This is a genomic window from Paenarthrobacter sp. CC6, assembly GCF_040560085.1.
GTDB lineage: Bacteria > Actinomycetota > Actinomycetes > Actinomycetales > Micrococcaceae > Arthrobacter > Arthrobacter nicotinovorans.
In genome coordinates, this window is the sequence record NZ_JARDAN010000005.1 from 340,943 (window position 1) to 365,271 (window position 24,329).

At 64.6% G+C, this 24,329-nt stretch carries 24 protein-coding genes; 13 read left to right on the forward strand and 11 right to left on the reverse strand.

Annotated features, from left to right (window positions below; all coding sequences use genetic code 11):
* Nucleotides 1–693, forward strand: coding sequence for an ABC transporter ATP-binding protein (locus PV760_RS04015; protein WP_110504333.1), 693 nt, complete (start codon nt 1–3; stop codon nt 691–693).
* A 108-nt stretch (nt 694–801) separates the two neighbouring features.
* Nucleotides 802–1,872, forward strand: a complete 1,071-nt coding sequence (locus tag PV760_RS04020; protein ID WP_354627190.1) for a Gfo/Idh/MocA family protein — start codon at nt 802–804, stop codon at nt 1,870–1,872.
* A 15-nt stretch (nt 1,873–1,887) separates the two neighbouring features.
* Here PV760_RS04020 and PV760_RS04025 read toward each other — a convergent pair whose 3' ends face one another.
* The 3 genes from PV760_RS04025 to PV760_RS04035 form a co-directional block, all read right to left on the reverse strand.
* Nucleotides 1,888–2,328 carry a DoxX family protein gene (locus PV760_RS04025; RefSeq protein ID WP_018777221.1) on the reverse strand — a complete coding sequence of 147 codons (441 nt, stop codon included), beginning with the start codon at nt 2,326–2,328 and terminating at the stop codon, nt 1,888–1,890.
* A 69-nt stretch (nt 2,329–2,397) separates the two neighbouring features.
* Nucleotides 2,398–3,069, reverse strand: coding sequence for a phosphonatase-like hydrolase (locus tag PV760_RS04030; RefSeq protein WP_055974627.1), 672 nt, complete (start codon nt 3,067–3,069; stop codon nt 2,398–2,400).
* A complete protein-coding gene (locus tag PV760_RS04035) occupies nt 3,066–3,833 on the reverse strand; it encodes a GntR family transcriptional regulator (RefSeq protein WP_026267088.1) in 768 nt (255 codons plus the stop codon). The genes PV760_RS04030 and PV760_RS04035 overlap by 4 nt, the downstream gene beginning before the upstream one ends.
* Nucleotides 3,834–3,996: 163 nt before the next feature.
* Here PV760_RS04035 and PV760_RS04040 point away from each other — a divergent pair, with 163 nt between their 5' ends.
* The 5 genes from PV760_RS04040 to PV760_RS04060 all read left to right on the forward strand — a co-directional run bounded on the left by PV760_RS04040 (nt 3,997) and on the right by PV760_RS04060 (nt 8,995).
* Nucleotides 3,997–5,202: a TIGR03364 family FAD-dependent oxidoreductase gene (locus PV760_RS04040; protein ID WP_354627191.1), complete on the forward strand. Its 1,206-nt coding sequence runs from the start codon at nt 3,997–3,999 to the stop codon at nt 5,200–5,202.
* Nucleotides 5,203–5,243: 41 nt separating this feature from the next.
* A complete protein-coding gene (locus PV760_RS04045; protein ID WP_354627192.1) occupies nt 5,244–6,173 on the forward strand; it encodes a phosphate/phosphite/phosphonate ABC transporter substrate-binding protein in 930 nt (309 codons plus the stop codon).
* On the forward strand, nt 6,173–6,928 hold the full coding sequence (locus PV760_RS04050) for a phosphonate ABC transporter ATP-binding protein (RefSeq protein WP_354627193.1): 756 nt from the start codon (nt 6,173–6,175) through the stop codon (nt 6,926–6,928). The genes PV760_RS04045 and PV760_RS04050 overlap by 1 nt, the downstream gene beginning before the upstream one ends.
* Nucleotides 6,925–7,779 (forward strand): phosphonate ABC transporter, permease protein PhnE, encoded by an 855-nt coding sequence (phnE, locus tag PV760_RS04055; RefSeq protein WP_354627194.1) that lies wholly within the window; start codon nt 6,925–6,927, stop codon nt 7,777–7,779. Before PV760_RS04050 ends, phnE begins: the two co-directional genes overlap by 4 nt.
* 106 nt (nt 7,780–7,885) lie before the next feature.
* Nucleotides 7,886–8,995: an FAD-dependent oxidoreductase gene (locus tag PV760_RS04060; RefSeq protein ID WP_018777214.1), complete on the forward strand. Its 1,110-nt coding sequence runs from the start codon at nt 7,886–7,888 to the stop codon at nt 8,993–8,995.
* 122 nt (nt 8,996–9,117) lie between these two features.
* On the opposite strand, the gene PV760_RS04065 is transcribed toward PV760_RS04060, so the two are convergent.
* On the reverse strand, nt 9,118–11,337 hold the full coding sequence (locus PV760_RS04065; protein ID WP_354627195.1) for an NADP-dependent isocitrate dehydrogenase: 2,220 nt from the start codon (nt 11,335–11,337) through the stop codon (nt 9,118–9,120).
* Nucleotides 11,338–11,658: 321 nt separating this feature from the next.
* Here PV760_RS04065 and PV760_RS04070 point away from each other — a divergent pair, with 321 nt between their 5' ends.
* A complete protein-coding gene (locus tag PV760_RS04070) occupies nt 11,659–12,660 on the forward strand; it encodes a trypsin-like serine peptidase (protein WP_018777212.1) in 1,002 nt (333 codons plus the stop codon).
* Nucleotides 12,661–12,791: 131 nt separating this feature from the next.
* Here the strand turns inward: PV760_RS04070 and purH are convergent, their stop codons facing one another.
* On the reverse strand, nt 12,792–14,462 hold the full coding sequence (gene purH, locus PV760_RS04075; protein ID WP_354627196.1) for a bifunctional phosphoribosylaminoimidazolecarboxamide formyltransferase/IMP cyclohydrolase: 1,671 nt from the start codon (nt 14,460–14,462) through the stop codon (nt 12,792–12,794).
* 247 nt (nt 14,463–14,709) lie between these two features.
* Nucleotides 14,710–15,639, reverse strand: coding sequence for an endonuclease domain-containing protein (locus PV760_RS04080; RefSeq protein WP_354627197.1), 930 nt, complete (start codon nt 15,637–15,639; stop codon nt 14,710–14,712).
* A 172-nt stretch (nt 15,640–15,811) separates the two neighbouring features.
* Here PV760_RS04080 and PV760_RS04085 point away from each other — a divergent pair, with 172 nt between their 5' ends.
* Genes PV760_RS04085 through PV760_RS04095 form a run of 3 tightly spaced genes read left to right on the forward strand, consistent with a single transcriptional unit; the run spans nt 15,812 to nt 19,077 of the window.
* Nucleotides 15,812–16,759: an N-acetylglucosamine kinase gene (locus PV760_RS04085; RefSeq protein WP_354627198.1), complete on the forward strand. Its 948-nt coding sequence runs from the start codon at nt 15,812–15,814 to the stop codon at nt 16,757–16,759.
* Nucleotides 16,734–17,684 (forward strand): N-acetylmuramic acid 6-phosphate etherase, encoded by a 951-nt coding sequence (gene murQ / locus PV760_RS04090; RefSeq protein ID WP_018777208.1) that lies wholly within the window; start codon nt 16,734–16,736, stop codon nt 17,682–17,684. The genes PV760_RS04085 and murQ overlap by 26 nt, the downstream gene beginning before the upstream one ends.
* A gap of 40 nt (nt 17,685–17,724) precedes the next feature.
* Complete coding sequence (locus PV760_RS04095) at nt 17,725–19,077, forward strand: MFS transporter (protein WP_354627199.1); 1,353 nt, start codon at nt 17,725–17,727, stop codon at nt 19,075–19,077.
* A gap of 70 nt (nt 19,078–19,147) precedes the next feature.
* Here the strand turns inward: PV760_RS04095 and purN are convergent, their stop codons facing one another.
* Nucleotides 19,148–19,717 carry a phosphoribosylglycinamide formyltransferase gene (gene purN / locus PV760_RS04100; RefSeq protein ID WP_018777206.1) on the reverse strand — a complete coding sequence of 190 codons (570 nt, stop codon included), beginning with the start codon at nt 19,715–19,717 and terminating at the stop codon, nt 19,148–19,150.
* Nucleotides 19,718–19,728: 11 nt separating this feature from the next.
* Between purN and PV760_RS04105 the strand changes: the two genes are divergently transcribed.
* Nucleotides 19,729–20,178: a hypothetical protein gene (locus tag PV760_RS04105; protein WP_026267087.1), complete on the forward strand. Its 450-nt coding sequence runs from the start codon at nt 19,729–19,731 to the stop codon at nt 20,176–20,178.
* 24 nt (nt 20,179–20,202) lie between these two features.
* Here the strand turns inward: PV760_RS04105 and PV760_RS04110 are convergent, their stop codons facing one another.
* From PV760_RS04110 to PV760_RS04125, 4 genes are all read right to left on the reverse strand, one after another.
* A complete protein-coding gene (locus PV760_RS04110; protein ID WP_354627274.1) occupies nt 20,203–21,537 on the reverse strand; it encodes a cell division protein PerM in 1,335 nt (444 codons plus the stop codon).
* Between the two features lie 674 nt (nt 21,538–22,211).
* The gene (locus tag PV760_RS04115) at nt 22,212–22,589 is read right to left on the reverse strand and encodes a hypothetical protein (protein WP_018777203.1); all 378 of its coding nucleotides are present in this window, start codon (nt 22,587–22,589) and stop codon (nt 22,212–22,214) included.
* Nucleotides 22,586–22,984 carry a J domain-containing protein gene (locus PV760_RS04120; RefSeq protein WP_354627200.1) on the reverse strand — a complete coding sequence of 133 codons (399 nt, stop codon included), beginning with the start codon at nt 22,982–22,984 and terminating at the stop codon, nt 22,586–22,588. Before PV760_RS04120 ends, PV760_RS04115 begins: the two co-directional genes overlap by 4 nt.
* 227 nt (nt 22,985–23,211) lie before the next feature.
* Nucleotides 23,212–23,634: an Hsp20/alpha crystallin family protein gene (locus PV760_RS04125; RefSeq protein ID WP_018777201.1), complete on the reverse strand. Its 423-nt coding sequence runs from the start codon at nt 23,632–23,634 to the stop codon at nt 23,212–23,214.
* A 141-nt stretch (nt 23,635–23,775) separates the two neighbouring features.
* On the opposite strand from PV760_RS04125, the gene PV760_RS04130 reads away from it, so the two are divergent.
* A complete protein-coding gene (locus PV760_RS04130; RefSeq protein ID WP_354627202.1) occupies nt 23,776–24,219 on the forward strand; it encodes a MerR family transcriptional regulator in 444 nt (147 codons plus the stop codon).
* Nucleotides 24,220–24,329: the final 110 nt, after the last annotated feature.

Genomic DNA, 24,329 nt, shown 5'->3' on the forward strand with positions numbered 1-24,329 from the left:
GTGATTGAAGTCAAGGACCTTGTCCGTCAGTTCAAGTCCGGTGACCGGACCATCAAGCCAGTCAACGGCGTGAGCTTCGAGCTCGAAAAGGGTTCGTTGTCGTCCATCGTGGGCAAGAGCGGCAGCGGCAAGAGCACACTGTTGTCCCTCCTGGGTGCTTTGGACAAGCCCACCTCAGGGGACGTCGTCGTCGATGGCGTGAGCCTGGCGGGGCTGCCGGACGGCAAGCTGACCGAGTACCGCCGCCGCGACATCGGTTTCGTCTTCCAGCAATTCAACCTGATCCCCAACCTCAGTGCCGTGGACAATGTCATGCTGCCCATGGAGTTCGCCGGAGTCCGCAAAGCGACCAGGCTGAAGCGGGCCAAGGAACTGCTTGAGCAGGTTCAGCTGGATCCGGAGAAGCATTCGCGGCGGACCAACCGGTTGTCCGGTGGGGAGCAGCAGCGTGTGGCGATTGCCCGGGCGCTGGCCAACGAGCCCAAGCTGATCCTCGCCGATGAGCCCACCGGAAACCTCGATGAGCAGACCGGCGAGCACATCATCGAACTCCTGAGCTCCCTGAGCCGCGACCACAACACCACCATCCTGGTGGTCACGCACGACCGCAGCCTGGCTCAGAAAACCGAACGCTGCTTCCGCCTCCAGCAGGGCCGGCTGACCGAGGAGCTCAGAACCGGATCGCGTCGATGACCTTGACGCGCACCGCCACGAGCGCCGGAATGGCTCCGCCGAGTGCGCCCACAAGGACGGCTGTGCCCCTGTCCGCCAACGCCTGCGCGGAATGAGAGGATGGCTGGCATGACTCTTCCTATTGCCGTGCCGTGGCTCACAACCCAGGACAACCAGGATCCTCGCGCTGCCACCGGGCGGCCTTTGCGGTGGGGCGTGGTGTCCACGGGCAATATCGCCAAGAGCGTCTCCCAGGACCTGGCCCTCTTGGAGGACGCGGAACTCTACGCCGTGAGTTCCCGGACCCAGGCTGCCGCGGATGCCTTCGCCAACGCTTCGGGTTTCGCCAAGGGATATGGGGACGACGCCGGTCTTCCCGGCTACCAGCGTCTGTTCGAGGATCCTGCGGTGGACGTGGTCTACGTGGCGACACCCCACGCCCAGCACTTCCAGATCGCCTCTGCGGCTTTGCGGGCCGGGAAGCACGTCTTATGCGAGAAGGCCCTCACCATCAATGCCCGTGAGGCCATGGAACTGGTGAAGATCGCGCGTGAGCAGAACGTGTTCTTCATGGAGGCGGTGTGGAGCCGCTTCCTGCCGAGCATGCAGCGGGCTTTCGAGATCGCAGCGTCCGGTGAGCTGGGGCAAATCCAGTGGGTTACCGCGGATCTCGGATTCCCGGCACCGTACGATCCTTCGGCCCGCATCTGGGCCCTGAACGACGGTGGCGGAGCGCTCTTGGACATCACGGTGTATCCCTTGCTCTGGGCCTTGGGGACGCTGGGCTTCCCGCAGTCGGTCACGGCGATCGGATCGCTGAATGAGGACGGCGTGGACACGCAGAACGCACTGACGCTGGGCTATGACACGGGCGCACAGGCGCAATTGACGTCGTCCCTGATGGCCCATGGGCCAAGGACAGCCACCGTTGCCGGCGGCCTTGGCTACTTGCAGACAGTGGGATCGGTGAACAATCCGCGTGAGCTGCTGGTCAGGGTCGGCTGGGACGAGCCCCGTCACGAGCACTTCGACGTTGCAGGCATCGGCTACACCTATGAACTGCGCGAGGTGACCCGCTGTGTTCAGCAAGGACTCCTCGAGAGCCCGGTGATGCCGCTGGAAGATTCCATCAATGTGATGCGCCTCTTCGACGGCGTCCGTTCACAGTTGGGTGTCCGTTATCCCAATGACGCCCGGTGATTTAACCAGGACGGGTTAAGACCCCTTGCGGCCTGGCTGCCTGGCCAGTTTGCGGTCCAGCGAGAAGGCCCCGGAGCCCAGGAAAACGAAGGCCACGGACACGGCGAAGTAGATGATGAGCAGCTCCGCCGTCACGCCCGCTTTGTCCGTGAGCAGGGGCTTGCCCGCTTCCGTCACGAACCAGATCGAGGCGAACATCAAAGCCGACAGGAATCCGGCCACCCGGGTCAGCGCTCCGAGGACCAGCAGCAGCCCCAGTCCCAGCTCACCGGCGATCACCAGCCACGCAACGATTTCCGGCTTCTGCACACCCATGGCAGCAACGGATGCTGCGAACGCGGCATGGCCGGCCATGAACTTCTGGAAGCCGTGGACCATGATGAGCGCGCCGAAGACCACGCGCAGGATCGTGACGCCACGGGCGGAGGACTTGGGTGAAGGGTGAAGGAATTTCACGCAGTCCAATCTTCCATGCCCGGCGCTCCCGGCCAAACGCCCGCAATCCGGCGACCTTGGAAAGAGAAGCTAGGACAGCAGCGCCGGGATGTCCTTCACTCCGGCCAGGATGTGGTGATGCGGGTGCGCGGCAAGCTCGTCGCGCCCGAGCTTGCCGGTTATTACGCCGACGGCCAGGACCCCTGCGTTGTTGGCCGCAGCGAGGTCGTTGACGGTGTCGCCCGCTGCCATGACCGAGCGGACATCCTGGACCCCCGTCAGCTCCATGGCGCGGTGGATCATGAACGGCGCCGGACGCCCGGCGGCTACTTCGTCGGAGCACACGACGGCGTCCAGCAGGTTGCCGTCGCCGACGCCCCACCCCAGCCGCTCAAGAAGCGGCTCGGCGACGTCGCGTGAAAAGCCTGTCGTCAGGGCCACCTTGACGCCCTGGCGGCGGAGTTCGCGGAACGCGTCTTCCACGCCCTCCAGCGGGACCGGCGGGTTGGCATCGTAGAACCCGCCCAGGATTTCCTTGAACCGCGCGAACGCTGCGGTCACTGCGTCCTCCGTTGCGGCTCCTCCCCCGGCTTCGATCAAAGCGGTAATGGCCTCCACTTTGTCCGCACCCATCCACTCCTGGACGGCCTCGGGGCTGGTGGCGGCTCCGGTTTCTTCGACGCAGCGGGCCAGGGCAACATAGACGTCACCGTGTTCGTCGATGGTGGTTCCGGCCATATCGCAGGCTACGAGCTTGATCATGGGGTGGCTCCTTCGGTGTGGATGCGGACCAGGGCTGCCCTGCGCTCCACGGTGTTGTCGATGGTGAAGTTGGTAAGGGCCGGCAGGTAGCGGTCCTCTGAGTATTCAAGGGGCTGACCGTCACCGGAACGGGTGATGCGGCGTTCGCGCAGGAGCGGAATTCCTTCGGGTTGCTCCAGGAGTTCGGCGTCCTCGTCGCTGGCCGCTACTGCGTCGATGGTGTGCCGTGCGCTGTGCAGATCCACGCCTTGGTCCTTGAGGAACGCAAAAATGGATCCCGAGTCGGTGTCGAAGTCGAACAGTTTCCGGCCTACGTCCAGGACGAACGTGGTGCGCTCAATCATGGCCGGAGCTTCATCCAGATAGCGGACCCGCAGGACTTCCACAACCGTTGTTCCCGGCACCAGTCCGAGCGCTTCCGCAGCTTCCGGGCTCGCTTCGCGTCGTGCCACCTCCAGGGTTCGCTGGCCGGGCTTCTTGCCGATCCCCAGCGCCCACTCGGTGAACGAGTTGAAGGTGGAGAACGACTGCGACGGCACGGACGAGCGGACCATCGGGGGACGGCCCCGGCCGCCTGTAACCGCGCCTTCGGAACGGAGGAAGGCGAGCGCCTGGCGGATCGGTCCGCGGGAGGTTCCGAACTCCCGGCACAGCTCCGCCTCGCTTGGAAGCTGGAAACCGGGCGGCCACTCGCCGTCAGTGATGCGGCGCATGAATTCCTCGCTGAGCCGGACATGGAGGGGTGCGTTTTGCTGAGTGCTCACCAGTTGATAATACAAGTTGCCAGCATCAAGAGAGCCTCTTTCGCTGCATCCCACATGAATCCGGCGTGAACAAACATGAACGGAGGTTAAATTCTGATTAACTTGTATATACAAGTGGCGATGTAGCTTGATTCACCTCTTGCGTGCCGTCAAGGTCGATAGTGTGAACAACGCAGGCAACCCCACCTCAGCCACCGGCAACAGCCCCGGCCAAGCCGTCGACGTCGTCGTCGTCGGCGCCGGCATCATCGGCCTGGCGCATGCCGCCCACGCTGTTGCCAACGGACTGACTGTCACCATCATCGAACGCGACCACCACGCCGCCGGCGCCTCGGTACGGAATTTCGGCCACTGCTGCATCACGGCGCAGTCCGGCGATCTGTACGAGCTCGCAAGGACGTCCCGGAGGTACTGGCTCGAGTTCGCCGAGCAGGCAGGTTTTTGGGCCGTTGAATCCGGAGCAGTGGTCCTTGCCCGTACCGATGCAGAGATGGCTGTCCTGCGCGAACTCTCCGCAGCCCGGGAGCCCGGCCAAGTGCAACTGCTCTCCCCTGACGCGACACGGGAGCGCCTGGACCCGGTTGCGGCCGGACTGCAAGACGGCGGCACCCCCCAAGGCGATTGGCCCGGCCTGATCGGCGGAGCCTTCCTCCGCGACGACCTCCGCGTCGATCCCCGGACCACCGTCGCAAAGTTGGCCGAATGGCTGAGCCGGCAGCCCGGCGTCGAACTTCACTGGAACACCGCGGCACTGGGCTTCAGCCAATCGCCGGACGGCGTGACCGTGCAGACATCGCGCGGCGCGCTGCAGGCGAAGCAAGTGTTCGTGTGCGTGGGCCACGACGTCGACTACCTGTTCCCGGACCTCGCTGCGGAACACAGGATCCAGCGGTGCGCGCTCCAGATGTCATTGGCTGCCGGGCCAGCCGGAGTCCGCTTCACACCGGCTGTGCTCACCGCAACGTCCATGCTCCGCTACCCGGCTTTCACCGATATGCCCGCGGCGGAGGCCCTGCGCTCCGAAGTGGAAGCCAAGCAGCCGGAACTGTTGGACATCGGCGCCAACGTCATGTTCACCCAACGCCCGGACGGCACCATCATCCTGGGCGACTCGCACCACTACCACCGCACCGCCGACCCGTTCCTGGACGAGACAGTCACCGACGCCCTGAACAACGACATCAGCGGCAGGATCGGCCGGCCCCTGGAAATCATCGAACGCTGGCAAGGCATTTACGCGTCCTCGGACGTTGCCCCGATCCTGGTCCGCAACATCCAACCGGGCGTCACCGTGGTGTCCGTGACCTCCGGCGTCGGCATGACCCTGTCCTTTGGCCTGGCACACCGCAATGTGTCGCGTCTGTCCTGAGTTCCTCCGTTCCCCGCCCCTCCCTTCGCCTAAGGATTCCCATGAAAACCACGCTCTTCACCGGCTCCGCGCTTGCCCTCGCCGCTGCTTTGGCATTGACCGCATGCGGCGGCTCAGTGCAGTCCTCTCCAGACCAGTCCTCCCCCGGGACGGTGTCGGCCACCTGCCCCAACGGCGGGATCAAGTTCGGCATCGAGCCCTACGAGGACCCGGCCAAGCTGAAGCCCGCCTACGACGTCCTGGCCGCTGCCCTTTCCAAAAAGCTCGAATGCCCGGTCACAGTCCAGGTGGTGGAGGACTACGCAGCCGAAGTCCTCGCCATGCGCAACGGCAAGCTGGACCTGGGGCAGTTCGGTCCGCTGGGCTACGTGTTCGCCGACACCAAGGCAGGCGCAGAACCACTGGTTTCATTCGGCACGGCAGAAAAGGAGCTCAGCAGCTACACGGCCGGAATCTGGGTACCCAAGGACAGCCCCATCCAGGCAATCGGCGATCTCAAGGGCAAGTCCCTGGCCCTGGGCAGCGTCGGATCCACCAGCGGCGATGTCCTGCCCCGGTTCGGTCTCCGTGAGGCAGGCATCGCTGACGCCGACCTCACCATGGACTACACCGGCGGCCACCCGGAGGCACTCCTTGCCCTGACCAACGGGAAGGTGGACGCGGCCGAGATCAACTCGCAGACGCTGGCCACGGCGATCGCCGCGGGAACCTTCGCCAAGGACGATTTCCGCCAGGTCTGGACGTCCAACCCCATCCCGAACGATCCCATCACCGTTCGCGGCGACGCCGATCCCGCCTTCAAACAAGCCGTCAAGGAGGCGTTCCTGTCACTGGAGCCCGCCGACGTTGCCAAGGTTGGAGAGTTCCTGGACGTGACCCCTCCAGGCCCGTTACTGGAGGTCACCAAGGACAACTACACGCCTCTGTTCGAGCTCGCCAAGACCATGCACCTCACGGAGAAGGATCTGTAATGCCGCTCTCCGTCCAAGGGCTGGGTAAGTCCTTCAACGGCAGGACCGTCCTTCAGGGTGTCGACTTCTCCGTCGCCCCCGGTGAACTGGTTGCCTTCCTCGGCGCCAACGGCTCGGGCAAGTCCACCACGCTGCGTTGCGTCATGGGCATCACCGCTCCCGATGCCGGAAGCATCAGCATTGACGGCACGGCACTGGACCGTCTCCAGGGCCGCGAACTCCTGCAGGCGCGGCAGCGGATGGCCATGATCTTCCAGAAGATCCACCTGATTCCGCGCCGCACGGCCCTGGATAACGTCTGCGCCGGAGCCCTGGCACGCATCCCCACAGTCCGTTCCCTCACTCCGCTGCTGTTCCCCGCCGAAGTCCAGCGGGAAGCCCTGGACTGTCTGGACCGCGTTGGCATGGCGGACCGTGCCTTCGAGCGAGTTGGCCGGCTTTCCGGCGGACAGCAGCAACGCGTGGCAGTAGCCCGGGCACTATGCCAGCGGGCCGACGTCGTACTCGCTGACGAGCCGGTCTCCGCGCTGGACCCGCACGCCGCTGAACAAGTCATGGCACTGCTGCGCGAACTCGCACACTCCGAAGGCCTTGCCGTCGCGGCTGTGCTGCACCAGCCGGACCTTGCACTGCGTTACGCGGACAGATCCATCGGGCTGCTGCACGGCTCCATGAACTTCGACCTTCCCTCCACGGAAGTCACCGCCGAACACCTCAACACGTTGTATGCCCCGGACAGGAACATCGCAGCATGACACCCCATACCTTGACCCCCGCCGTCGCGCACCGGGACTCGACAAGCAAAAGCCGCGTGGCCCTGGTCCGCCCGAAGAAGCCCCTGCGGTGGATCACGACGGCGGCAGTGGCGGCCGTCGTCGTCGGACTTCACGCCGTGGCCATCCAAGGGACGGGCTTCAAACCCGAACTGCTGGTGGACGGCTGGAAAGGCATGGCGGCGTTCATCGGCGATGCCTTCCCGCCGGACCTGAGCTGGGAACAGACTGTGAAGCCCGGACTGGAAGCGACGCTCGTGACCCTGTGGATCGGCTTGCTCGGCACCACGTTCTCCGTGCCGTTCGCCCTGCTCCTGGCCGCGCTTGCGGCAAGGAACACCAGTCCGCATCCTGCGGTGTACCAAGCTGCCCGGGCTGTGTTGTCCTTCTTCAGGGCGGTTCCGGACATCGTGTTTGCCCTGATCTTTGTCACCGCCGTGGGCCTGGGCCCGTTCGCGGGCGTCCTCGCGCTGATCTGCCACAACACCGGTGTCATGGGAAAGCTGTGGGCCGAGTCCATGGAGGAGATCGACGCCGGGCCGCAGGAGGCACTGCGGACCGCCGGCGCCAACCGGATCCAGCAGTTAGCCAATGCCACGCTGCCCATGGTGATCCCGCAATTCGTGGGCCTGCTGCTGTACCGCTTCGACGTGAACGTGCGGTCCTCGCTGGTCCTTGGCCTGGTGGGCGCCGGTGGCATCGGGTTGCTGATCAACCAGTCCATCAAGTCCTTCCAGTTCGATTCCATGCTCACGCACATCCTGATCGTGCTGGTGCTGATCGTCGTGGTGGACCAGTTCTCCGCGTGGATCCGCCGGCGGTTGGCTGCGTAACCCGCATTCCGGCCCAATCCACGTTCCAACCCAACTGGGGGCAGAATGGGAGGTGGCTCTTCTTGGAGCCACGGTTGGTCTCGCGGACGTTGTGGATGGAGCAGGCATGCAGGTTGATGTTGTAGTTGTTGGCGGAGGAGCCATGGGATCGGCCGCTGCATGGCAGTTGTCCCGCTCCGGACGTTCGGTGGTCCTGCTGGAACAGTTCGAGGCCGGCCACCACATCGGTGCCTCCCACGGAGCAACCCGCAACTTCAACACCGCCTACGCCGAGGCCGACTACCTGGACCTGCTCGCAGAGTCCAAGACCCTCTGGGACGAGCTCGCGGCAGAAAACGGGGCGCCGCTGCTGGACCTCGTGGGCTTGGCCAACCATGGCAACATCCCCAAGCTGGAACTGGTACGGGAAGCACACCAGGAACGCGGCATCGAGAGCTACTTCATGTCCGCCGACGAGGCCGCGGACCGTTGGCGGGGCATGAACTTCTCCACCGATGTCCTCTTTGTGCCAGGATCCGGCCGGATCCGCTCGGCTGACGCCTTGGTGGCGCTGCGGAAATCGGCGGAGTCGCACGGCGCGGTCTTCAAGTATTCGACGCCGGTCCGGGACATCCGGGTGGACGGCGCCGATTCCGTGGTGGTGGTGACGGAGGAAACCGAGTACACCGCCAACCGCGTGGTGGTGACGGCCGGAGCATGGACCCCCAAAGTCCTGAAGGACCTCGTCAAGCTGCCCGCACTGGTGGTCACCCAGGAGCAGCCCGCCCACTTCACCCCGACCGATAACACCTTGGTGTGGCCGAGCTTCAACCACAATCCGGACCCCGACCCGAACAACGAACTCTACGAATACTGGTTCAGCCCGGTCTACGGCATGCTCACCCCTGGAGAGGGCGTCAAGGCCGGCTGGCACGGGGTCGGGCCCGTCATGGACCCTGATGAGCGCACGTTTGAGCCCATCCCCCAGCAGCTCGAAGCCCTGGTGCGGTACGCGGAAGAGTGGCTCCCCGGCGTCGATCCTTCCACTGCGGTTCCCATCAGCTGCACCTACACCACCACCCCCACGGAGGACTTCGTCCTGGACGGTTTCGGCCCGTTGGTGGTGGGCGCCGGATTCTCGGGGCACGGTTTCAAGTTCACGCCGGCCATTGGCCGGGTGCTGAAGGACATCGTCGACGGCGGCGTGGCACCTGACCGGTTCCTGGCCGACCGCTAGGAGTTTTTGTACACCTAATGCCCTTTAGAGGGGCTTTTAAGGACGCTATGTGTACAAAAACTCCAATGGGGGGACGAAAAAGACCCCGCAAGCGTGATGCTCGCGGGGTCTTTTCGCGGTGACTACTTCAGGGTCGCAACGACCTTGTTGAACGTAGCCGACGGGCGCATGATCTCGGCAGCCTTGGCGGCGTCCGGGCGGTAGTAACCGCCAAGGTCGACGGCGGGACCCTGCACGGCTGCCAGCTCACCGACGATGGTCTCCTCGTTGGAGGTCAGGGCTTCGGCGATAGCGGCGAAGTCCTTGGCCAACTCGGCGTCCTCGGTCTGCTTGGCCAGTTCCTGTGCCCAGTACATGGCCAGGTAGAAGTGGCTTCCACGGTTGTCGAGCTCGCCGACGCTGCGGCGCGGGGACTTGTTCTCCAGCAGGAACGTGCCCGTGGCGCGGTCCAGCGTGTCAGCAAGAACCTGTGCCCGCGCGTTGCCGGTGGTGGTGGCCAGGTGCTCGAAGCTCACGGCCAGGGCCAGGAACTCGCCAAGGCTGTCCCAGCGGAGGTGGTTTTCCTTGACCAGCTGCTGGACGTGCTTGGGAGCGGAGCCGCCGGCGCCGGTCTCGAACAGGCCGCCACCGTTGATGAGCGGAACGATGGAGAGCATCTTGGCGCTGGTGCCGAGCTCGAGGATCGGGAACAGGTCCGTGAGGTAGTCGCGGAGGACGTTGCCCGTGACGGAGATGGTGTCTTCGCCCTTGCGGATGCGCTCCAGGGTGAAGGCCGTGGCCTCAACCGGGGAGAGAATCTTGATTTCAAGGCCCTCGGTGTCGTGGTCCTTGAGGTACTCGTTGACCTTGGCGATGAGGTTGGCGTCGTGTGCGCGGCCCTCGTCCAGCCAGAACACTGCCGGGGTCTGGGAAGCGCGTGCACGGGTGACAGCCAGCTTGACCCAGTCGCGGACGGGGATGTCCTTGGTCTGGCAAGCGCGCCAGATGTCACCGGGGAAGACCTGGTGTTCGGTCAGGACGTTGCCCTTGCTGTCCACGAGCTGGACGGTGCCCGCTGCCTGGATCTCGAAGGTCTTGTCGTGGCTGCCATATTCCTCGGCTGCCTGCGCCATGAGGCCCACGTTGGGGACGGTGCCCATGGTGGTGGGGTCGAACGCCCCGTTGGCACGGCAGTCGTCCAGCACAACCTGGTACACGCCGGCGTAGGAGCTGTCCGGGATGACGGCCAGGGTGTCGGCTTCCTTGCCGTCCGGGCCCCACATGTGGCCGGAGGAGCGGATCATGGCCGGCATGGAGGCGTCAACGATGATGTCCGAGGGAACGTGGAGGCTGGTGATGCCCTTGTCGGAATCAACCATTGCCAGCGCGGGACCCTCTTCGAGGCCCTTGGTGATGGCTGCCTTGACGCCTTCGCGGACGTCCTCCGGCAGGTCTTCCAGGCCGCTCAGGATGGCTGCGAGGCCGTTGTTCGGGCTGATGCCGGCGGCTGCGAGCTGCTTGCCGTAGGTGTCGAACAGCTCGGAGAAGTAAGCCTTGACCACGTGGCCGAAGATGATGGGGTCGGAGACCTTCATCATGGTGGCCTTCAGGTGTGCGGAGAAGAGGATGCCCTCTTCCTTGGCGCGGGCAACCTGTGCTTTGAGGAACTCGTCCAGGGCGTCGGCGCGCAGGACGGTGGCGTCAACAACTTCGCCGGCCAGGACCGGGAAGTCCTTCTTGAGGACCTTGGTGGTGCCGTCTTCACGGACCAGCTGGACGCTGAGGGAGTCGGCGGCGTCGAGGACGACGGACTTCTCGTTGGAGCGGAAGTCGTTCTGGCCCATGGTGGCGACGTTGGTCTTGGAGTCAGCGGACCAGGCACCCATGGAGTGCGGATTCTGGCGGGCGTAGTTCTTGACCGACAAGGGTGCGCGGCGGTCGGAGTTGCCTTCGCGCAGCACCGGGTTCACGGCGGAACCCTTGATCTTGTCGTAGCGCGAGCGGATGTCCGTCTCGGTGTCCGAGGAGGGGTTGTCCGGGTAGTCCGGGAGGGCGAAGCCCTGGGCCTGGAGCTCGGCGATGGCAGCCTTGAGCTGCGGCACGGAGGCGCTGATGTTGGGCAGCTTGATGATGTTGGCTTCCGGCTGCTTTGCCAGTTCACCAAGTTCGGCAAGGGCGTTGCCCGTGCGCTGCTCTTCGGTCAGGAAATCGCCGAAGACGGCGATGATGCGGCCGGCCAGCGAAATATCGCGGGTCTCCACCTCTACACCTGCGGTCGAGGCATACGCTTCCACAATCGGCAGGAATGAGTAGGTTGCCAGCATCGGCGCTTCGTCTGTGTGGGTATAGATAATCTTGGCCATTGGCGGGGTTCTCCCTGAAAGTCTGCAGATTTCAACACTCCTAACTTACCCGAGTAGACCGTTTTGGCGGCCCTTCGTGTCCGGGATCACTCTCTGGGTTACCGCCCGGGAAAGCGATTTACCCCCGACGGCGACCTGACCGCCGCAGCTGCCTGCCGCCGTCGTGCACTCCTCCCCACAGCGCGACAAGGAAATGACAGCAAATTATCACAAACTCTGAAACATCTCTTTACAAACTTGTCATACGTTGGGTAGCTTCGATTCCGTCAGTCGGCGGTCGCCATCACTGGCCGCCTCACTCCCTCGATAGGTAGGAACAACGTGACAAAAACCAAGACCCTGGCCACAAGCCTGCTGAGTCTGTCCGCTGCCGCAATCCTGGCGCTGGTAGGAACAACCAGCGCCAACGCAGCACCGTCAAAGGACGCGGACACCAGCGGCGCAGCGGTCAGCAGCCATGCAGTCTCCGACGCCGGCGCTGCAGATTACTGGACACCGGAACGCATGAAGAACGCCAAGTCCGGCGACATCCTGGCCGCAAAGGCACTGGAACGCGGCCGGCTCCTCAACCTGGGCAAAGCGCCCGCCACCGAAGCCCCGGGCGCCATCAGCAGCATCGCCGGCCAGCCTGCGGCCACCGACTCCACCACGATCGACCGGAAGGTCAACCAAAGCGAAACGCCGGTCAAGCACATCGGCAAGATCTTCTTCACCCTCGGCGGCTCCAACTACGTCTGCTCCGGCAACTCCGTGACAGCGGCCAACAAGAGCACAGTGTCCACCGCCGGCCACTGCCTCAACGAAGGTCCGGGCGCCTACGCAACCAACTTCGTCTTCGTGCCCGCCTACCTGAACGGTGCAGCACCCTACGGGAAGTGGACGGCAAAGGCGCTGTACGCCCCCACCCAGTGGGCATCCAACGGCAACATGCAGTACGACACCGCCTTCGCCGTCATGAACACCCTCAACGGCCAGAAGCTCGCCGACGTCGTGGGCTCCTCCGGTGTCCAGTTCAACGCCGCCCGCGGCCTGAGCTACAAGTCCTTCGGCTACCCGGCAGCCTCACCCTTCAACGGCGAATCGCTGAAGAGCTGCTCCGGCACCGCCACCAACGATCCCTACAACCCGCAGTTCGCCACGCAGGGCATCCCCTGCAACATGACCGGTGGTTCCTCGGGCGGTCCGTGGTTCATCGGCAACAGCTCCAGTGGCTACCAGAACTCCGTCAACAGCTACGGCTACGGCAGCAACTCCAGCACCATGTACGGCCCTTACTGGGGCACAGTAATCCAGTCCACCTACAACACCGCTGCGGCTTCGTAACTGATGTAGCAAGTCCCTGTTAACAACGACGGCGGCCGTCCCCTTCCGGGGGCGGCCGCCGTTTCCGTTGTGGGCCCACGCAGCCCGGGTTCCCTGGCCGAAGCGCAGCGAGGTTAGGGCGGCGGTGGGGACTAGTGGAAGAAGTGGCGTGCGCCGGTGAAGTACATCGTGATGCCGGCAGCGTTGGCTGCGGCGATGACTTCCTCGTCGCGGACCGAGCCACCGGGCTGGACGACGGCGCGGACACCGGCGTCGATCAGGATCTGCAGGCCGTCAGCGAACGGGAAGAACGCGTCGGAGGCCGCAACCGCGCCGCGTGCGCGTTCCGGTGCGTTGGCGCCGCTGGCGTTGGACGCGCCGCCGGCACCTTCGACGTCGGACTCCACCTGGACGCCCAGCGTGTTGGCGCGCTCCACGGCAAGGCGGCAGGAGTCCAGGCGGTTGACCTGGCCCATGCCGATGCCCACGGCAGCACCGTGGTTGGCGATCAGGATGGCGTTGGACTTCGCAGCGCGGCAGGCAGTCCAGGCAAATGCGAGGTCCGCGAGGGTGGCGGCATCAGCGGCTTCGCCGGCAGCGAGGGTCCAGTTGGCGGGGTTGTCGCCCTCTGCGTCCACTTTGTCGCTCATCTGGACCAGGACACCACCGGAAACCTGGCGCATCTCGGACGGGTAGCGGCCATAGCCCTCGGGCAGGGCGAGCAGGCGGATGTTCTTCTTCTTGGAGAGGATCTGCACGGCTTCGGGCTCGAAGTCAGGTGCGATGACAACCTCGGTGAAGATGTCGGCAACGGTGCGGGCCATGCCTGCAGTCACGGTGCGGTTGGCAGCGATGACGCCACCGAAAGCGGAGACGGGGTCGCAGGCGTGTGCCTTGGCGTGGGCGTCGGCGATCGGGTCGGCCGCGTCAGCGGACCCGACGGCGACACCGCACGGGTTGGCGTGCTTGACCACTGCAACGGCGGGCTCGGCGAAGTCGAACGCTGCGCGGAGGGCGGCATCGGCGTCGACGAAGTTGTTGTAGCTCATTGCCTTGCCGTGCAGCTGGTCGGCCTGGGCGATGCCCGCCGGAGCGGCCTTGTCCACGTAGAGGGCAGCCTGCTGGTGCGGGTTTTCGCCGTAGCGGAGGACCTCGGAGCGCTCCAAGGCCAAGCCGGCGTAGGCGGGCCAGTCAATGACGCCGTCGCCGTCTTCGTCCAGGAACTGGCTGGCGGTCCAGGAGGCAACAGCGTTGTCGTAGCTGGCCGTGTGCGCGAAGGCCTTGGCAGCCAGGCGGCGACGGGTGTTCAGGTCGAAACCGCCGTGCGCAGCGGCGTCGACAACGGCACCGTAGAAGTTCGGGTCCGTGACGATGGCGACGGCGGCGTGGTTCTTCGCGGCCGAACGCACCATGGCGGGGCCGCCGATGTCGATCTGCTCCACGACGTCATCCTGCGCCGCGCCGGACTTCACGGTCTCGACGAACGGGTACAGGTTCACCACAACGAGGTCGAAGGTTTCGATCTCCATGCCGGCAAGGGTGTCCATGTGCGCCGGAACGCGACGGTCGGCCAGGATGCCGCCGTGCACGCGGGGGTGCAGGGTTTTGACCCGGCCGTCCAGCATTTCCGGGGAGCCGGTGACTTCTTCGACTTCCTTGACCGGGATGCCTGCGGCGGCAATCTTCTTGGCGGTGGAGCCGGTGGAAACAATGGCGACGCCTGCTGCGTGCAGGCCCTTCGCGAGCTCCTCCAGTCCCGTCTTGTCGTAAACCGAGATCAGTGCACGGCGGATGGGAACACGGTCAAGCTGCGTCAAGCTCACAAAAGTCTCCGTCTTAGTTCGCGTAGATGTCGCGGGTGGTGGGGATACGGAGAGTTTATCGTGTTTCGTTGGCACCCCGCTTTTGCGTCTTCGCTCCTGGATTGCGGCACCCCGTTGCGGGGCCTGCTCTGCGCGCCATTCGTCCGGCTTGGGACGCACACCAGGCCCCACAAACTCGGCCACCCCGTTGCGGGGCCTGCTCTGCGCGCCATCCTTCCCACATGGAACGCACACCAGGCCCCACAACTCACGACGGCAGTCGCAGCCACCCGCGCGAACTCAGGGCATCCCTGATCTTCCGCTCGGAATGTGCCCAGCCGGCATTCATCTGGACCTGCGAGAACCTCAGCACGATCCACCCCATGGCCCGGAGCCGGTCATCACGTTCAATGTCCTTACCCCATTGCACCGGGTCACTCCGATGATAGTCACCTTCATATTCGAGAGCAATCTTGTACTCCTCGTACTGCAGGTCGGGCGTGGAAATGTAGATTCCACGCCCGTCGAAGATCGGCCGGGTAACCGCCGGCTCCGGCAGACCGGCGTCGTCGATCATCACGCGCAAGCGGGACTCCTGCGGTGAGTCCACTCCTGGGCGCAACAGCGGCAGGACCTCTCGAGCCATCCGGATTCCCTTAACCTTGGGGCGCCGGTCAATGACTTCCTGGATGGCATCGATCGAAGAAAGCGGGTTCGTCCGCGCCAGCAAGTAGTCGCCGGAGGCTACGAGGGAAGCCCGGCCCATATGTCGCGCGAGATCCACCCACGTCCACTCCGGAGATGTCAGGTTGATGCCCTTGAAGACCCGAACATCCCTGGCCAGGAGTGGAGCCCGATGCCCAACCACTCCCCGACGTTTTACGCGGCCTATCTCCTGGCGTCGAGTGACATGGATCAGGCCGCTGCGGCCTTCCTCTTCCAGATAAAGGGGCAGCGGAATGGACCACAGAAGCGCGGCGGTCACATGGCTCACGGCGCTCCGTGGCGTCACTGCGGAGTGCAACCGGCTCAGCAACTCAAGGTCGGGCTCCCCGGTTCTTGGCACTCGTAGGCCCCTGCTGGGGGTGATGAGGTCGCCGGTCTGAAGGCGCCATCGCGGGACTCCCTCGGCGTAGGCGTCTTTCACGAGGAAGCCACCGGGATCGAGGGAGGTTGGCAAGGGTGTCGGATTTCGCATTCAACCATGCTCCCGAAAAACGATATCCAACATTCAGTTATCCACAGATTCGTCCCTTGGAGCCGGGGCGACCCCTCCTCCACAGGGCATTGTGAGGCCCGGTCTGCGCCTGATATCCGAACAATGGCACGCAAAGCCGGCCCCACAACGACATGCAACATAGGGTTGAGCCATGGAAGCGCCCAACGATGTCGTTCTTGTTGCCGATGTAGGAAAGAGCCGCTGCCGCGTGGAATTGCGCCGCGGAACTGAACTGCTGGGCGCCGCAGACCAACACGGTTTTCCCGGCCTCCACGTGGAGAATGGCCCCACACTGGCGTTCGAGCTGCTCCTTGAAACTGTCGCCCTGCTTCCGCCCGCTCTTCCCCTCGGTGCGGTCACCAGCGTCGGGGCGGCCGTAGCGGGCGTGGCAGCTTCCGAGACGAAGGCCCAGGAACTGGCCACCCTGTTGTCGCAGCGCTTCAGCGTCCCCGCAGCTGTCCTGTCCGATGCCACGGCCGCCCAGCTCGGCGCACTCCAGGGCGCCCCGGGCACTACGTTGATTGTCGGCACGGGCGCCGTTGCCTTCCGCTTTGATGAAGCCGGGGTCCTGCACCGGGCCGACGGTTGGGGACCGTATCTGGGTGACCGCGGCAGCGGCCGCTGGATCGGCCAGCGGGGTCTGCAGGCAGTCCTCGAAGCGCACGACGGCGGTCCCTCCACGTCTTTGTCGGCCGCGGCAGGGGCGCTGGTCGAGTCGCCGGAACTCCTTCCGGGATGGTTGGCCGAACAGGAGAACCCCTACCGGGCGATGGCCCGGTTCGCGCCGCTGGTTCTGCAGGCAGCGGAGGCGGGTGACGCCGTCGCGCATGGCATCGTCGGTGAGGCATGCCGCATCCTGACCCGCACCGTGGAGCTCGCCTCCGGCGGGGACGGCACGTCACGGCGCGTGGCATTGCTGGGCGGAGTGGTGGGATCGGACTTCTTTGCCGCGCTCTTGCGGAAGTCCCTCGCTTCGGCTGGGATTGAGGTGGTGGCGCCGCTCGGCGATGGCTTGGACGGTGCTGCCCTCGCTGCGACGCGCCGCGGGCTCATCCAGGAAAGGTACATCCACCGTGACGGAACAAACTGGCCCGACTGACGCGGACAAACTCGCAGGCCTGCGCTCGGAACTCGCCGGATTGCAGACCGAAGCCGCCGCCGAAGGCCTGGACAACCTGGACATCCTGGGCACCGAAGAACTCGTGGCGGCCATGCTCGCCCACAGCGCGGGAGTACACGCCGCCGTCGCAGCGGCCAGCCCGGCCATTGTGCACACCGTCGACGCCGTTGCGGAGCGGCTCCAGCGCGGAGGCCGCCTTTTGTATGTGGGAGCCGGGACGGCCGGACGTTTGGGTGTGCTCGATGCCAGTGAGTGCCCACCGACATTCGGCACCCCGCCGGGACTCGTCGTCGGGCTGATCGCAGGCGGACCCAAAGCGATCCAGCACCCTGTGGAATACGCCGAGGACAACGCAACGGCCGGCGCACGCGACCTGCACGATATCAACGTGACCGAGGCGGACGCCGTCGTCGGTATCACTGCCTCCGGGCGGACCCCGTACGTGATCGGCGCGCTGGAGGAAGCCCGGAAGCGCGGTGCGTTCACGGCGTCGCTGGCGTGCAACAAGGGCTCGGCCGTGAGCCATGTGGCGGATGCGGCGATCGAGGTGGTGGTGGGTCCGGAGTTCATCGCCGGCTCCACCCGGTTGAACTCCGGCACGGCGCAGAAACTTGTCCTCAACATGATCAGCACGCTGGTGATGGTGAAGCTGGGCAAGACCTACGGAAACCTCATGGTGGACCTGCGTGCGACGAACGAGAAGCTGCAGGCCCGTTCGCAGAGGACCGTCCAGCACGCCACCGGGGTTTCCGCCCAGGAAGCCGCCGCCGCATTGGACTCCGTGGGCGGCTCGGTGAAAGCCGCGATTCTGGTGCTCCTGACGGGCATCGATGCTGGTCAGGCCAAGGGTGCGCTGGAGGAAGCCGGCGGTTTCCTGCGCAGGGCCATCGAGAACCAGAAGTAACGTTGCCCGGCAGCGCATAAAGTTGCATGCAGGAGGCCCAATGAATACATACACAGCCGTGCCCAGCGGCGAACAAGTAGTGCAGGAACTGCCGTGGCGGTGGAAGGTTCAAGGCAGGATTTTCCTGATCGGTGGCCTCGGGTTCATGTTCGATGCCTGGGACGTCACGCTCAACGGCATCCTGATCCCCCTGCTGTCCAAGCACTGGTCGCTGCAGCCGGCCGACGCTGCGTGGATCGGTACCGCCAACTTGATCGGCATGGCAGTGGGGGCGTTCGCCTGGGGCACTATCGCCGACACCATTGGGCGGAAGAAGGCTTTCACCGCCACCCTCCTGATTTTCAGCATCTTCACCGTTCTGGGTGCGTTCTCGCCGGACATCGTGTGGTTCTGCATCTTCCGCTTCATGGCCGGCTTTGGCCTTGGCGGCTGCATCCCCGTGGACTATGCGTTGGTGGGTGAGTTCACGCCGCGCAAGCAACGTGGCCGGGTACTGACAGCCATGGACGGTTGGTGGCCGGTGGGCGCTGCCCTGTGCGGGTTCGTATCGGCCTGGCTGGTTGCGGCTTACGGCGACTGGCGGCTCACCATGCTGATCATGGTGCTCCCCGCGTTGCTGGTTTTCTGGATCCGGCGCAGTGTTCCGGAGTCTCCTCTGTTCCTGATCCGAAAGGGCCGGCGGGCCGAGGCAGCGGCCGTCATTGATGGGCTGGTGGACGCGACCGGCGCTGAGCCGCGCGCGTACAGCCTGCCCGAGCCCCAAGCCGCTCCCCGGCTCTCGGCGGGTTCCGCGTGGACCCAGTTGCTGCGGATCTGGCAGTTCAACTGGAAGATCACGACGGCTGCCTGGGCTTTGTTCTTCAGCATTCTGCTGGTCTACTACTTGTCGCTGACCTGGATGCCGCGCATTCTCATCGGCGCGGGGTTTGAGGAGTACAAGGCGTTCGTGACCACGGCGGGAATGGCCGCCGTCGGGCTTTTGGGCGTCGTGGTGGCCGCAGTCCTGGTGGAGCGTGTGGGACGCAAGTGGATCCTCGCCATCACCGGTCCGCTGTCCGCGTTGACGCTGGCGATTGTGGCGTTCGTGGTGGATGTGCCCTCCGCAGCCGTGTTCTGGCTGCTGGTGTTCGGCTTTGTGGTGCAGGTGGCCATCCCGGTCCTGTACGCCTATGTGTCCGAGCTGTACCCCACGGAGCTGCGTGGCTCCGGCTTCGGCTGGGCTTCTACGTTTTCCCGCATCGGCGCCGGATTCGGCCCGTTGGTGTTTGCTTCCTTCTTCTGGCCGGAGTTCGGGTTGGCGACGTCTTTCGCGCTGGCGGGTGGGCTGGTGCTGCTCTCGGTGCTCTGGATGGCGTTCTTCGCCCCGGAGACCAAGCAGCAGATCCTCGACTAGCCCGTTTAGCCAGCGAGGGGACGGGGGCCCTTGGGGTGGGCGCCCTTGGGGTTCCCGTGGGTGGGCCGGCTCAGTTGGGTGCGGCGGCGAGCTCGGCGAGGGTCTGGACCAGGAGGCGCCGCTCCACTACCTTGATGCGTTCGTGCAGGGTTTCTTCGGTGTCGTCCGGAAGCACTGATACAGCTTCCTGCGCGATGATGGGCCCTGTGTCCACACCGGCGTCGGCCCAGTGGACCGTGCAGCCTGTGACCTTCACGCCGTAGGCCATGGCGTCGCGGACACCGTGGGCGCCGGGGAATGCCGGCAGCAGGGCCGGGTGCGTGTTGACGTACTTACCGCCGAAAGCGTCGATGAAGTCCGCGCTGACAATCCGCATGAATCCTGAGGAGACCACAACATCCGGGCTGTAGGACAGGACCTTGTCCCGCAAGGCAGCATCCCACTCCGCGCGGGTTTCGAACGAGTTGAAGTTCACCACGAACGTCTCAATGCCGGCTTCGTCAGAGCGCTCCACACCGTAGGTATCGGGACGGTCAGCGCCCACAGCGGCGATCTCGACATCCAGTTCACCCGACTTCACGGCGTCGATGACAGCCTGAAGATTGGAACCGGTACCGGAGACAAGGACAACAATGCGCATTGCACTAGCTTATGGGCGGCTCGCGTAGGCTGGAAAACATGAATCCCGACGTCGGCCCCCGGCCGAGCCAGCAACCTCGCTCCGAGGCCGAAAAGTCCGCCCTCGGCGTGACCCAGAACCTCTTCCGCGCTTTCCTTTTGTCGGCTTTGGGCGCGTTCTTTGTGTTCTCCCTGAACGTGAATTACGTGTGGTTGAGTGCCATTCTGACGCTGGCCGCGTTGGTGTTGGGCATCGCGGTTCTGGTGCGGACCGTCAAGTACAAGCACCCGCGGTTGATTCTCTTCGGGACCATTTCAGGCCTGGTGGTGACCGGCGTTATGTGCCTGCTCATCCTGACGTCGGCCCTATTCTTCAAGCAGGTCAGCACGTACCAGGATTGCGCCCGGTCAGCACTGACGGAGTCCGCGAAGACGCAGTGCCTTACGCAACTTGAGAAGTCCATGCCGGGCTCGCTCAGGTAGCCCGGCAACACCGGACCTGCGCGCTCAGGCGTGCTCGTCGTCGTACGCTGCCTCGTCCAGGTTGGCCTCACGCAGCTTCTGGCGGCGTTCCAGCCAGGGCCCGACTGCGTAGCCAATCACGACGCCGATACCCACTTCCGCAGCCAGCCAGACTGCCGTCCACAGCGGGTGGGGCCCGATTTCCGTGAGCCGCCCTATGCCGGCAGAACCGCGCGCGACCCACGCCAGTGCGCCACCAAGCAGGCCCGCGACGGAACCAATGAAAGCGCCCAGGAACAGCGTGGACACGGTGGCCGTGAACCAGCGGGCCTTGATCTTGATGGAAAGCCACTCGTCAAAGTGGTTTTCGCCCTCTCGGAGGAACCACCAGCCGGCCAGGATGCCTGCCACTACCGGCAACGCGAGCGCCATGGCTCCGAAATCCAATTGCCCAGCCGGCAGGCTGCCCAGGATCGGGACCGCCGGAAGTGGTCCCACGGAAGTGCCCAGCGGACCCGCGGTGGAGCCGATGCCCAGTGAGAAGCCGGCTCCCGAGGACCACGACAAAGCGAAGATCACCAGGTTGGGCAGGAAGCCGAGTTGGGCGATCGTGAGCACAGCGCCGCCCAAGGCGCCGGCCTGCAGGCCTTCGTAGACTGCGATGATGTCCGTCCAGTGCCACACAATGGTCACAGCCAACAGCACGGCTGCCAGGCACACGGCGGCCATCGCGGCCACGAAACCGGCCTTCAGTGCTGAGCCGACATACGAGCCTGCCCATCGTGAATGCTGACTGGTCTTGGAGAGCCAGGCGACGGCGTCGACACCGATCAGGCGGCTCCAGGAACTGGCCTCGCGTCGGGCGCCGACGATCATGCCCAGGCCGAACGAGATCAAGGGGATGGACATGGCCAACCACAGATTGATGACTACTTCGGGTGTGCGGCACACAAATCCGGTGGCTGCGCCGAACGCCGCGTACACAACGAAAGCGCCCAGGAACGCCTGCCACAGCTGATCGGTGTAGGAGGCGCGGGCCAAGCGACGGCCGGCACGCCATGCCAGCAGGAACGGGATGAGGGTCAAACCCAGCGGAATCAAAGACAACAGTCCCGACCCCGGCTGCGCAGCCGCGGCGCCAACGTTCACGTGAGCCAGTTCCAGCGGCACCCCGTGGATCAGCAACCAGGCCTGGCCGCCCAGCCGCGCAAGGGTGTCCACGGCGCGGTCCTGGAAACCGTCTGTAGCCCACACTCCGACGAGCGGAAGCACCACAACAATGGCCGAAATGAACGCTGCCTGGGCCGCTTCCAACCCGCCCTGCAGCCAAAGGGGCATAGGGAGGCCACGGTTTCCGGTCTGATCAGCGCGCAGTTTCATCGTGTTCAATCGTGCCACGACGAGCCGCTCTCCCCCGTCAGGCGCCCCTGAAATACCGCGAATTTCAGCGCTTTTTCCTGCTGGTCGCCGTAAGATGGGAGGTGTTCTCCCGGGGCAGACCACCACCCCCTGACTGACATTGAAGCCCGGAAACAAACCGAAGCCGGGAACTAGGAGCGGCCAATGGATAGGTGTCACAACTTTTAACAGAAAGTCGTACTAGCAGCTGGTGCAGCCGCCTTGGAATTCTTTCCCAGGCTGCACCAGCCTTCTTTTGCCCACGCGCTCTTTCGCCGAGGGGTGGGCTCTCGGCACTTTGGGGGCGCACCTTTCGCCGAGGGGTGGGCTCTCGGCACTTTGGGGGGTGCCTTTCGGTCGAAACCTCGCCCCTCGCGGCAACCACGACGGCGGTCCGCCGGGTTGGGGCGGCCACACCTCCTGCCCTGCGCCAACCTTCCCGACCTGTGCCACGCAAACGGATTGATGCCACCCAAATTTGGGTGTCGTCAATGCGTATCCATGGCGGCCATCGGTTTGCGGGTCATAAACGCTCGACGCCGGCCGAGGCGTCGGCACCCACCTCGCCGAGGGGTTGGCTCTCGGCACTTTGCAAGGACACCTTTGGGTCGAGACCTCACCCCTCGCGGCAACCCACAAGACGCTCGAACGCTCACTCACAACTGCGGGCCGTAGATGAACTCCTTGGCATGATTGACGGCCTTCTTGAAGGCGTCGTTGCGAAGTGTCACCTGCTCCTGGTTGGCGCCTCCTTTTGGTTCCACGAACGTGGTGGGTCCGGGGCGCAGCATCCAGATGTCACCTGCCGGCGGCAAATAGAACACCCCGAAGGAGCGATGCTCTGGATCGTCGGTCCAGATGGGGACGACGGCGACCGCGGCACCGGTGTCCGGGTTGATCCACTGCGCCCGGGGAAGGGGTTGTTCGTGGACTTCCGGGTCCAGGAACGGCGCTGTCCCCCTGCCCCAGCGTTGTTCGAACCGCTCGTAGAACGCGGGGATGATGTGGCCGTCATACGGACGCCAAGCACTCATGGATTACTCCTTGGTGTTCTCAGGTTTTTGGACGAAGGTTCCCAACGGGTGGGCCCAAAGGTGAGCGGTGACTGCTCGCCGCTCGTCCCAGGCCGTGGTTCGCGCCTGTGCACCCGGACCTTCACGGGTGTTCCGCCGGCACCAACAATGGATGTACTCCGCCGCGCCCGATCGTATGCCGCCCGCTTTCCTGGGTCCGACAACACGACGTACGCCTGCATGATGGCGTGCAGTTCCCGGAGGTCGGCCGCGGAGGTGGTGTCGCCGTCGTCGACCTTTTGGCGGGTGTCCGGGTGGTGGGTTCGCAGCAGTGCGCGGTAGGCGCGGGTGATTTCACGCGCCGTCGCGTCCGGCGGCACGTGGAGGGTGGCGTAGTAGTCGGGTTGCGTACTCACTGCGGGTTCCGGTTCATGCTGCGGATCAGGCGATGGCCCCCGGCCTGGGCCGGGGGCCATCAATCGGGAGACGACGGGCGGGGGTCGCTTTCATGTGCGCTAAGAAACGCTGTGACGTGGCACGAAGCCTGCGCCCGACTTTTCCGATGCGGCCGCCTCCGTCGTTCCCGGTCGCTGCCCTGCCGGTCGGCCACCCCCGGGTGAGCCTTCCGGCAGGACGGACTGGATTATGCGTTGATCTCCTGCCTCTGCCCATTGGATGTGATTTCAATGCGCCGTGGCTTGGCCTTCTCGGCGACGGGGATGCGGAGTGTGAGTACCCCGGCGTCGTAGCTGGCCTGGACGCCATCGGTGTCCAAAGTGTCACCCAGGATGAGTTGCCGGCTGAAGACTCCCTGCGGGCGCTCGGCGGCAATCATCTCCGTGTTCTCACCCGCGGGCGACTTCCGTTCTGCCTTTACCGTCAGGACGTTCCGTTCGACATCCAACTCCACCGAATCAGGGCTTACGCCAGGCAGATCGAAGGCAACAACGAATTGTCCGTCCTCCTGCCATGCATCCATCGGCATTCCGGCCGGGCGTGCTGTTGTGCCAAAAACCTGTTGGGCGAGCCTGTCGAATTCGCGGAACGGGTCAGTGCGCATCAGCATTGGGTTCTCACTCCTTTGGTTTTGATGCTGATTCTGTTGTAGGTTCCAGCCTGTTCGATCTGTGTTGGCTGGTATAGATTTTTTATAGCACTGGTGAGAGAGTGGTGCAAGTAGCTTTTTGGAGGATTTTCGGAGGTTCTAATGGCGGTTTCGGATCGCGCGACTGCTGCCCAGGAGCACGACGGCGGCCTGCCCACCCCAGCGTCCGACGGCGGCACTGATGGTGGCCGGGACACGCAAGGGGTCTATGCGATCTCAGTTGCCGCGGAACTGGTGGGAACCGGGCAGCAGAACATCCGGCAGTACGAGCGCAAGGGTCTGCTCACCCCCGAGAGGACCGACGGCGGCACGCGCCGCTACAGCGAAAACGACCTGACCACGCTGCGCCGGATCGGGGTGCTCCTGGACGAAGGGTTGAACCTGGCCGGTGTGAAGCGGGTGCTGGAGCTCGAGGAGGAGAACCGCGGGCTGAGCGAGGACAACCGTGGGCTGAGTGAGCACAACGAGGAACTCCGCGCGGACAACCGGGGGCTGCGGAAGGATTTGAAGAGGGCACAGGGTGGGCGACCAACCGAACATCAGTAAGTCGCTTGCGGCTTTCCTACTCCCAGTGCGACTGTCTTCTTCAAAATTGCCCCTGCTTGCTGCGAGTCGGAGACCAGCCCAACCCACCTGTTAACCCACTCTTCCCGCAC

Coding starts and splice junctions, on each gene's coding strand:
- PV760_RS04020 (WP_354627190.1), top strand. CDS start 802: ATGACTCTTCCTATTGCCGTGCCGTGGCTCACAACCCAGGACAACCAG.
- PV760_RS04030 (WP_055974627.1), bottom strand. CDS start 3,069: ATGATCAAGCTCGTAGCCTGCGATATGGCCGGAACCACCATCGACGAA.
- PV760_RS04045 (WP_354627192.1), top strand. CDS start 5,244: ATGAAAACCACGCTCTTCACCGGCTCCGCGCTTGCCCTCGCCGCTGCT.
- PV760_RS04050 (WP_354627193.1), top strand. CDS start 6,173: ATGCCGCTCTCCGTCCAAGGGCTGGGTAAGTCCTTCAACGGCAGGACC.
- phnE (WP_354627194.1), top strand. CDS start 6,925: ATGACACCCCATACCTTGACCCCCGCCGTCGCGCACCGGGACTCGACA.
- PV760_RS04060 (WP_018777214.1), top strand. CDS start 7,886: ATGCAGGTTGATGTTGTAGTTGTTGGCGGAGGAGCCATGGGATCGGCC.
- PV760_RS04065 (WP_354627195.1), bottom strand. CDS start 11,337: ATGGCCAAGATTATCTATACCCACACAGACGAAGCGCCGATGCTGGCA.
- PV760_RS04080 (WP_354627197.1), bottom strand. CDS start 15,639: ATGCGAAATCCGACACCCTTGCCAACCTCCCTCGATCCCGGTGGCTTC.
- PV760_RS04085 (WP_354627198.1), top strand. CDS start 15,812: ATGGAAGCGCCCAACGATGTCGTTCTTGTTGCCGATGTAGGAAAGAGC.
- PV760_RS04095 (WP_354627199.1), top strand. CDS start 17,725: ATGAATACATACACAGCCGTGCCCAGCGGCGAACAAGTAGTGCAGGAA.
- purN (WP_018777206.1), bottom strand. CDS start 19,717: ATGCGCATTGTTGTCCTTGTCTCCGGTACCGGTTCCAATCTTCAGGCT.
- PV760_RS04105 (WP_026267087.1), top strand. CDS start 19,729: ATGGGCGGCTCGCGTAGGCTGGAAAACATGAATCCCGACGTCGGCCCC.
- PV760_RS04110 (WP_354627274.1), bottom strand. CDS start 21,537: ATGAAACTGCGCGCTGATCAGACCGGAAACCGTGGCCTCCCTATGCCC.
- PV760_RS04115 (WP_018777203.1), bottom strand. CDS start 22,589: ATGAGTGCTTGGCGTCCGTATGACGGCCACATCATCCCCGCGTTCTAC.
- PV760_RS04125 (WP_018777201.1), bottom strand. CDS start 23,634: ATGCTGATGCGCACTGACCCGTTCCGCGAATTCGACAGGCTCGCCCAA.
- PV760_RS04130 (WP_354627202.1), top strand. CDS start 23,776: ATGGCGGTTTCGGATCGCGCGACTGCTGCCCAGGAGCACGACGGCGGC.